At 67.3% G+C, this 9,848-nt stretch carries 5 protein-coding genes; 4 read left to right on the top strand and 1 reads right to left on the bottom strand.

The genetic code is table 11. From position 1 onward, the window contains the following. Positions 1–213 precede the first annotated feature (213 nt). The 4 genes from mtnA (at position 214) to ACZ9YD_RS08355 (ending at position 9,689) form a co-directional block, all read left to right on the top strand. Entirely contained in the window at positions 214–1,275 is a 1,062-nt protein-coding gene (gene mtnA, locus ACZ9YD_RS08370) for an S-methyl-5-thioribose-1-phosphate isomerase (RefSeq protein WP_465074671.1), read from the top strand. A gap of 247 nt (positions 1,276–1,522) precedes the next feature. After that, entirely contained in the window at positions 1,523–4,234 is a 2,712-nt protein-coding gene (gene gyrA / locus ACZ9YD_RS08365; protein WP_465074670.1) for a DNA gyrase subunit A, read from the top strand. A 209-nt stretch (positions 4,235–4,443) separates the two neighbouring features. Then, positions 4,444–9,336, top strand: a complete 4,893-nt coding sequence (locus ACZ9YD_RS08360; protein WP_465074713.1) for an alpha-2-macroglobulin family protein — start codon at positions 4,444–4,446, stop codon at positions 9,334–9,336. Positions 9,337–9,437: 101 nt separating this feature from the next. Further along, on the top strand, positions 9,438–9,689 hold the full coding sequence (locus ACZ9YD_RS08355) for an energy transducer TonB (protein WP_465074712.1): 252 nt from the start codon (positions 9,438–9,440) through the stop codon (positions 9,687–9,689). On the opposite strand, the gene ACZ9YD_RS08350 is transcribed toward ACZ9YD_RS08355, so the two are convergent. Beyond that, positions 9,649–9,774, bottom strand: coding sequence for a hypothetical protein (locus tag ACZ9YD_RS08350; protein WP_465074714.1), 126 nt, complete (start codon positions 9,772–9,774; stop codon positions 9,649–9,651). The two genes, ACZ9YD_RS08355 and ACZ9YD_RS08350, sit on opposite strands and share 41 nt — an antisense overlap. Between the last annotated feature and the right edge of the window lie 74 nt (positions 9,775–9,848).

Genomic DNA, 9,848 nt, shown 5'->3' with positions numbered 1-9,848 from the left:
AAACTCGCTGCGCTCAGACATGGGCTGCTCTTCGGCCACGCCAGGCTCCGGTGCTCGGCTCGCTCTACGGCTCGATTCAGATCAAGAGCTGGAAGCGAAAGCCAGAGCGGAAGCGGAAGCCGGTGGGCGAGGCGCGGGGACGCCGTCGGCTGCAAGAACTCGACACCCACTCCCACCAACAGCAATCCAACCTCCCCGATTTACAATGGCCCCATGAACACATCCCCCCTCGATTTCGACCGCTACGACCACATCCGCCCGATCCTCTGGACCGGTGACACGCTCGATCTGCTCGACCAGCGCAAGCTGCCGTTCGTGGTGGAGCATGTGTCGTGCACCACCAGCGACGAGGTCGCCCAGGCGATCCATGACCTCACCGTGCGCGGGGCGCCGGCGATCGGGATCGCGGCGGCGTGGGGTGCCGTGCTGGGCGCGCGCGATATCGAGGCCGAGGACGGGACGGCTGCGCTGGCGAAACTCGAACCGGCGTTGCAGCGGCTCAATGCCGCGCGGCCGACGGCGGTGAATCTGGCGTGGGCGCTGGCGCGGATGCGCCGCGTGCTGGCGACGTCGGGTGCCGACTGGCGTGAGGTGCTGGCGCGTGAGGCGCAGGCGATCGCCGAGGAAGATCTCGCGGCGAACCGGCATATGGGCGCGCTCGGCGCCGAACTGATTGCGCCCGGCAGTGGCGTACTGACCCACTGCAACACCGGCTCGCTGGCGACGGCAGGCTTCGGCACCGCGCTGGGCGTGATCCGCGCCGGCATGGCGCAGGGGCGCATCGGCAAAGTGTTCGCCGGCGAGACGCGGCCGTGGCTGCAGGGCGCGCGCCTGACGGTGTGGGAGCTGCAGCAGGACGGCATCGACGCGACGCTGATCGCCGACTCGGCCGCCGCGCATCTGATGAAGACCGGCGCCGTGCAGTGGATCGTCGTCGGCGCGGATCGCATCTGCGCCAACGGCGATACGGCGAACAAGATCGGCACCTACCAGCTGGCGATCGCCGCGCGGCACCACGGCGTCAAGTTCATGGTCGTCGCGCCGTCGTCGACGGTCGACATGGACACCGCGTCGGGCGATCTGATCGAGATCGAGCAGCGCGATCCGGGCGAACTGTTCGGCGTCGGCGGCACGCGCACCGTTGCCGATGGCATCCAGGCCTGGAACCCGGTCTTTGACGTGACGCCGGGTGAGCTGATCGATGCGATCGTGACCGAGCAGGGCGTCGTCGAGCGGCCGTCCACGGCGTCGATGCAGGCGCTGTTCAACGTCTGATGCCTGCTAACAGTGGAGCATGCGCGCGCGCATCTCTCGCTGCCCGCGCAGCATTCGCTGGGAATCCGAGGCCCAGAACTGCATAAGTGTTTGTTTTTGCGTCGGAAAGGCGGCCTGCGAGGGCCGCTTTTGTGCTAAGATTTCCTGTCGTTTTGATCGCGTTGCCGGCGGCCGGTACGCGCCGCGTTGGTGCCTTGCGCCCAATGCCGGAAATCCGGACCGCGTAGACAGGATGCAAACCCTCTAGATGGTCGATTCCGCGCAAGAAATCATCCCCGTCAACCTCGAAGACGAGATGCGTCGCAGTTACCTCGATTACGCGATGAGCGTGATCGTGGGACGCGCGCTCCCCGACGTCCGCGATGGCCTCAAGCCGGTCCACCGTCGCGTGCTGTTCGCGATGCACGAACTCGGCGCGCACAGCAACAAGGCGTATTTCAAGTCGGCGCGTATCGTCGGTGACGTCATCGGTAAGTACCACCCGCACGGCGACCAGTCGGTGTACGACACGCTGGTGCGCATGGCCCAGCCGTTCTCGTTGCGCTACATGCTGGTCGACGGTCAGGGCAACTTCGGTTCGGTCGACGGCGATTCCGCCGCGGCGATGCGTTACACCGAGTCGCGTATGGCGCGCCTCAGCCACGAGCTGATGGCCGATATCGACAAGGAAACGGTCAATTTCCAGCTTAATTACGACGAGAAGGAAAGCGAGCCGACGGTCATGCCGACCCGGTTCCCGAATCTGCTGGTCAATGGTTCGGCCGGTATCGCAGTCGGCATGGCGACCAATATCCCGCCGCACAATCTCGGCGAAGTCATCGATGCGCTGATCGCGCTGATCGACAATCCCGAGATCGATATCGACGGATTGATGGAGTACATCCCCGGCCCCGATTTCCCGACCGCGGGCATCATCAACGGCGTTGGCGGCATCCATCTGGCGTACCGCACCGGTCGGGGCCGCGTACGCATGCGTGCGCGTGCCGACATCGAGGTCGCGGACAACGGGCGCGAGGCGATCGCGGTCACCGAGATTCCGTACCAGGTCAACAAGGCGCGGCTGATCGAGAAGATCGCCGAGCTCGTGAAGGAAAAGAAGCTCGAAGGCATCAGCGAGCTGCGCGACGAGTCCGACAAGGACGGCATGCGCATCTACATCGAGATCAAGCGCGGCGATTCTGCCGATGTGGTGCTCAACAACCTCTATTCGCAAACGCAGATGGAGTCGGTGTTCGGCATCAACATGGTGGCGCTGGTCGATGGCCGCCCGCAGTTGCTGAACCTCAAGCAGATCCTCGAAGCCTTCGTCCGTCACCGCCGCGAAGTGGTCACGCGCCGGACGATCTTCGAGCTGCGCAAGGCGCGTAACCGCGCGCACATCCTCGAAGGTTTGACGGTCGCGCTCGCGAACATCGACGAGATGATCGAGCTGATCAAGACGTCTGAGAATCCGCAGGTCGCCAAGGAGCGGATGCTCGCCCAGCGCTGGGCGGCGGGTCTGGTCGGCGCGTTGCTCGGTGCGGCCGGTGCGGAGGCCTCGCGTCCGGAGGACCTGCCCGATGGCGTCGGCCTCATCGATGGTCACTACCAGCTGACCGACGTCCAGGCGCAGCAGATCCTCGAGATGCGTCTGCACCGCCTGACCGGGCTGGAGCAGGACCGCCTCACCGACGAATACAAAGTGCTGCTGGAAACGATCCGTGGCCTGATCGAAATTCTCGAGAACCCCGACGTGCTGCTGGACGTCATCCGCACCGAGCTGCGCAACGTCAAGGAAGAATTCGGCGACGCGCGTCGCAGCGAAATCCGCGCCAGCGAAGAGGATCTCGACATCCTCGACCTCATCGCGCCCGAGGACGTGGTGGTCACGCTGTCGCATTCCGGTTACGCCAAGCGCCAGCCGGTCAGTGCCTATCGCGCGCAGAAGCGCGGTGGTCGCGGTCGCAATGCGGCAGCGACGAAGGACGAGGATTTCATCGAGCAGCTGTGGCTGGTCAACACGCATGACACGCTGCTGACGTTCACCAGCGCCGGACGTGTGTTCTGGCTGCCGGTGCACCAGTTGCCCGACGCCGGCCCGAATGCGCGCGGCCGTCCGATCATCAACTGGATTCCGCTGGAAGCGAACGAGAAAGTGCAGGCCGTCGTGCCGGTGCGCGAGTATCTCGAAAGCCAGTACGTGTTCTTTGCCACGCGCGCGGGCACGGTCAAAAAGACCCCGCTCACCGAGTTCGCCTATCGCCTTGCGCGCGGCAAGATCGCGATCCGTCTCGACGAGGGCGATGCGCTGATCGGCGTGGCGCTGACGGATGGCGACAAGGACGTGCTGCTGTTCGCGTCGAACGGCAAGACGGTGCGCTTCGGCGAAGACCGTGTGCGTTCGATGGGCCGCACTGCCGGTGGCGTGCGCGGTATCCGCCTGACGAAGGGCGAGCAGGTGGTGAGCCTGATCGTATCCGAGAGCGCGGGCGGCATCGAGGACGAGGCCGAGGACACCGCCGAAGACACGACGATCGAAGCGACGGCCGGCGACGTGGAGGTCGAAACCGGTGCGGGCGACGACATTCCGTACATCCTCACCGCGACCGAGAACGGCTACGGCAAGCGCACGCCGCTGTCGGAATACCCGCGCAAGGGTCGTGGCACGCAGGGCGTCATCGGCATCCAGACCACCGAGCGCAATGGTCCGCTGGTCGGCGCGGTGCTACTGCGCAACCACGACGAAGTGCTGCTGATCTCCAACGGCGGCACGCTGGTGCGCACCCGCGCCTCGGAGATCGCACGCGTCGGCCGCAACACGCAGGGCGTGACCCTGATGCGCGTGTCCAAGGACGAGCGCCTGCAGGGCATCGAGCGCGTCGACGGCTCGATCGTCGACAGCAGCGAAGACGACATCGATGCACTGCCGCCGGGCGAGACGCCGACGGTGGACGCACCGACGGCATCGCCTGACGCCTGATGCGTTTCGCGTGATGGAAAAGGGCCGGCATTGCCGGCCCTTTTTCGTTTTCAGGGCCCCCTGCGAACCCTGACGCGACGCCGCGCCGAAACGCGGCCCGATCCGCCCATCGACTGCGCCCGGAACGCCACACCCGCAGCCTATACTCGCGGCCAACGCCCAGCGGAGTACAGCGGATGTCCTTCGGAACCGAACGCGCATCGCTGCGCATGCGTCATTTGCTTGCAGGCCTCACGGTCCTGCTCCTCGCCTTTGGACTGGCGGCCTGCAAACGCGACACGGCCGGTCAGACGCCTGGCGTCAGCGGCGAGGCGATCCAGACCGATCGCGAGACGATCGTAGGGTTCGGTCTGGTGCGCGCATTTCCCGACCAGCGCGACGGGTCGCTCGCACTGGCGCTCGAGTTCTCCGAACCCCTGGTTGGCACCCAGGACTTCGATGCGCTGGTGACCTTTACCGACGGCGCCGCTCGCGAAGGCAGCTGGACGCTCGACGACGACGGCAAGGTGCTGCGTTTCCCGCACGTCGAGGCGAACCGCGACTACACGGTGCGCCTGTCCGGCAAGCTGGCCTCGGCAGGCGGTGACACCCTGGGCGCCGACGTCGAACGCAAGGTGTTCACTGGCGAACTCGACCCGGTCGTGGGTTTCGCTTCGCAGGGCAGCGTGTTGCCTGCCAAGGAATCGCGCGGCCTGCCGATCGTCTCGATCAACGTCGCCGAGGTCGACGTCGAATTCCTGCGCGTCGATGACGAATCGCTGCCCGCGTTCCTCACGCAGTACCAGCGCGGCGGCCGCCGCGGCAGCTGGGAACTCGACAACCGCTGGGGCGAGAACACGCCGCTGTCGAAGCTGGCCAAGCCGGTCTACGTGAACCGCTTCGCGATCGACGGCGCGCGCAACGAGCGCGTGCTGACCTATCTGCCGTTACAGGAGATCCGCGAGCTGCAGCAGCCGGGCCTGTACTTCGCGGTGATGAAGCGCGCGGGCGCGTTCGAGGACCAGTACGAAACCGCGTTTTTCACCGTCAGCGACATCGGCCTGCACGCGCGCGCTTATGGCGAAAAGCTGTTCGTGCACACCGCATCGCTGCAGAACGGCGCGCCGATCGGCAGCGCCGAGCTGAAGGTGCTCGATGCCAAGGGCGCCACCGTCTATCGCGCGAGCACCGATGCCAAGGGCAATGCGATGCTCGATTACACGCTGGACGCCGGCCATGTGCTGGTCGCCAGCCGCGCCAGCGATGTCTCGCTGCTGCCGTTCAACCAGCCGGCGCTGGACCTGTCGGAGTTCGCGGTCAGCGGCCGCGAGCAGGCCTGGTTCGACGTGTTCGCGTGGTCGGGTCGTGATCTGTATCGCCCGGGTGAGACCGTGCGCGTGTCGGCGCTGCTGCGCGATCAGGACGGACGACCGGTCGCGGCCAAGGACGGTCGCTCGCAGTCGCTGTTCGCGCGCCTGCGTCAGCCCGACGGCAAGACCTTCTTCGAAACCCGTGTCGAGCCGGGCGAGAGCGGCTACTTCCGTTTCGAGCGCGAGATTCCGGTCGATGCGCCCACCGGCAGCTGGCGCGTCGAATTCCGCACCGATCCTGCTGCGCGCGAAGCGGTGCAGGGCATGACGCTGCGGATCGAGGAATTCCTGCCCGAGCGCATGAAGCTCGATCTCGACGCGCAAGCGGTGCTGCGTCCCGGTGAGCCGCTGAAGCTGCAGGCGACCGGCGCGTATCTCTACGGCGCGCCCGCGAGCGGCAACCGGTTCACTGCGCGCCTGGCGCTCGCGGTGGAGCGGTCGCCGGTCGAAGGGCTGCCGGGTTTCGTGTTCGGTGATGCGACCGTCGACCTGCCGCGCGAGGCCAAGGATGTCGTCGAGGGCACGTTCGATGCGCAGGGACGACTGACCGCGGACATCCCGCTGCCGGAAGAAGCGAAGCCGACGACGCCGATCGCCGCGATCGTGTCCGGCAGCCTGTACGAGACCGGCGGCCGCAGCGTCAATCGCACGCTCAAGCGCGTGCTGTGGCCGGCCGATGCGCTGGTCGGCGTGCGTCCGCTGTTCGAAGCCGATGACGGCGCGGACCCCAACACCAATGCGCGCTTCGAACTGACGCGCGTCGGTGCGGATGGCAAGCCGCGTCCGCAGGCCGGACTCAAGGTCTCGCTGATCCGCGAGCATCGCGACTACCACTGGCGCAACGACGATGCCGGCTGGCGCTACGAATTCACGCGCCGCTTCGAGACGGTGGAGACGCGCACGCTCGATGCCGGCAGCGATGCCACGCGCTTCGATTTTCCGGTGGAGTGGGGCGAGTACCGCATCGATGTCGAGGATCCGGCGACGAAACTGGTGTCGCGCTATCCGTTCCGCGCGGGCTGGAGCTGGGACGACGGCAACCGCGGTCTCGATGCACGCCCCGACAAGGTGAAGGTCGCGCTCGACAAGGCCGGCTATCGCGCCGGCGACACGATGCGCGTGACGGTGACGCCGCCGCATCCGGGCAAAGGCCTGCTGATGGTCGAAAGCGACCGCATGCTCTATCTGCAGGAAATCGACGCCAAGCCGGGCAGCACGTTCGACATCCCGGTCACCGAGGACTGGGAGCGTCACGATGTCTACGTGACCGCGCTGGTGTTCCGCGGCGGCAGCGCGACCAGCACGGTCACCCCGGCGCGCGCGGTCGGCGTGGCGCACGTACCGATGGAACGGCGCGAGCGAAGAGTCGCCGTCGGCCTCAAGGCACCTGCGCTCATCCGGCCCGAAGGCCCGATGCAGGTCACCGTCAGCGCGCCGCAGCTTGCCGGTCAGGCGGCGTGGGTCACGGTGTCGGCGGTCGATGTCGGCATTCTCAACATCACCCGTTTCCCGGTGCCCGATGCGTGGAAGCACTTCTTCGCGCAGCGCCGGTTCGGCGTGGATGCCTACGATCTCTACGGCCGCGTGATCGAAAGTTTCGAAGGTGGCACCGCGCGTTTGCGCTTCGGTGGCGATGCGCCGCTGGCCGCGTTGCCGCAGGCGCGGCGTCCGACCGCGCGCGTGCAGACGGTCGATCTGTTCGCAGGCCCGGTGAAGCTCGATGCGCGCGGCAATGCGCGCGTGCCGCTTCAGTTGCCGGATTTCAACGGCACGCTGCGGGTGTCTGCGCTCGTATGGTCGGCGGATCGCTATGGCAGCCGCGATGTTGAAACCGTCGTACGCGCGCCGCTGGTCGCCGAGGCCAGCATGCCGCGGGTCATGGCGCCGGGCGACACCAGCACGGTGACGCTGGATCTGAGCAATTTCAGCGGGCGTGCCGGCAGCTTCGACGTACGCGTCGACGGCCTCGGTCCGCTGGCGATCGGCGAGGGCAGCCGCAAGGTGGAACTGGGCGTCGACGGCAAGACCACGCTGAGCTTTCCGCTGACCGCGCAGGAGGGCTATACCGTCGCCAAGGTGCGGGTGCGGGTGAACGGCACCGGTGTCCGCGTCGACCGCAGTTACGATCTGCCGGTGCGACCCGCCTGGCCGGCGGTGCTGCGGTCGAACACGCGGGTGCTCGACGGCGCCACGCCGTTAACGCTCGACACGAGCTTGATGGACGGGTTGATGGCCGGGTCGGTCAATGCGCGTTTCACGGTCAGCGCCCTGCCGCCGATTCCGTTCGCGGCCGCGATCACCGGCGCGCTGTCGTATCCCTACGGCTGCGCAGAACAGACAACGAGCCGCGGCTACGCGGCGTTGCAGCTCGACGACGCCACGGTGTCGATGCTCGGCATCCAGGGCGTCGATGCGGCCAAGCGCCGGCAGTTCGTCGAGGCAGCGTTCGGTCGGCTGGCATCGATGCAGGTCGGTACCGGGCACTTCTCGATGTGGGGCAGCGACGGCTACGTCAATCCGATGCTGACCCCGTACATCGTCGAGTTTCTGCTCGACGCGCGCGATGCCGGCTTCGCGGTGCCCGATGCGGTGCTGCAGAAATCGCTGGAGCGTCTTGGCGAGGATCTGCTGTCGGGCGGCAACGAGTTCTATGGTCAGGACCATCGCGAGCATCTGCGCTTCGCGTATCGCGCCTACGCCGGCTACGTGCTGGCACGCGTGAACCGCGCGCCGCTGGGCACGCTGCGCGCGCTCTACGACAACGACCGCGGCCGCACGCTCAGCGGCCTGCCGCTGGTGCATCTGGGCCTCGCGCTGTCGCTGCAGGGCGACAAGGCGCGCGGCGAACGCGCGGTGCAGGCCGGGTTCGATTTCAAAGGCGACCGTCCCGGCTATCTGTGGGATTACGGCACGCCACTGCGTGACGCCTCGCTGATGATCGCGCTGACCCACGAACGCGGCGTCGCGAAGCCTGCGTTCGACGCGCGCGCAGTCGACATCGGTCGCGAGGTCGACGTGCGTCGCAACCGTGGCTGGATGTACCTCAGCACGCAGGAACAGATCGCGCTCGCCCGCCTCGGCCGTGCGCTGTCGTCCGATCAGCGCAAGCGCGTCGGTGGCACGCTGCGCGAAGGCGATGTCGACGAGGCCGTGGCGGCTGCGACCATCGTCGGCCGCGCCTACGACGAGGCCGGCCTGCGTCGTGGCGTACGCTTCAACCCGCAGGGCGAACCGCCGATGTACGCGAACATCGACGTCGCCGGCGTGCCGCGTCAGGCGCCGGCCGCCGATGCCAGCGTTATCAAGGTCGAGCGCCGGCTCTACGGCACCGACGGCAAGCCGTGGACGCCGGGGCCGCTGAAGGAGGGCGAGGCGCTGATCGTCGCAGTCTCGGTCGTCGCCGACCGCGACATGCCCGATGCGCTGCTGACGGATCTGTTGCCGGCGGGTCTGGAAGTCGAGAACTTCAATCTGGGCGATGCGAAGCAGTGGGCGGATGTCGTCGTCGACGGCATTCAGATCACCGAGCGCGGCAGCGCGGCGACGGTGCAGCACGAGGAGTACCGTGACGACCGCTACGTCGCCGCGCTCAAGCTCGACAGCGGCCGCACCGCGCGCGTGTTCTACCTTGTACGCGCCGTCAGCCCCGGCACCTACACCGCGCCGCCGCCGCTGGTCGAGGACATGTACCGGCCGCAGTTGCGTGGGGTCGGTACGTCGGTGCCCGCGCGGATCACGGTGGTGCAGCCTTGATCTCTTCGGTCACGCGTTCGGCCACTCGGCAGGCCGCGTGGCTGATCGCGCTTGCCGTTCCAGCGAGTGCGGTGCCCCCATCGGACGTCGCCTGCACCGCGATGGATCCCGAACTTCTGTATTGTCCGGCGCCCGAAGCGCCACGCATCACCGAACTCCGGGAGGGCGCGCTCACGCTCGAACTGGAGATCGGCCCCGATGGCGCCGTCCAGACGTCGCGGGTTGTGGCGGCATCCGGGCATCCGGCCTGGCAGGCCTCTGCCCGGTCCGCCGTCGCCAGCTGGCGCTACGTGGCAGGTCCGGCGTTGCGTGTCAGGCGCGTGCCGTTCGCCTTCCGTCCTGCCCGGCCTTGAGGCGTGGCGAGACCACGTCGGTGCGGTTCTCCACGATCAGACCGGGCGGTGCCCGCATCGGTGCGCGACGCGCGAGCCAGTGCATCGGATGCCGTCCCGGAATCCGGGCGCTGCTGATGCATGACGATGCGTCGGGCGGTGCGGATATGCTGCGTCTGT

The sequence above is a fragment of the Luteimonas sp. AC640a genome (assembly GCF_979256585.1).
The sequence above is the reverse complement of the archived record's forward strand: the minus strand, read 5'-3'. Positions and strand labels throughout refer to the sequence as shown.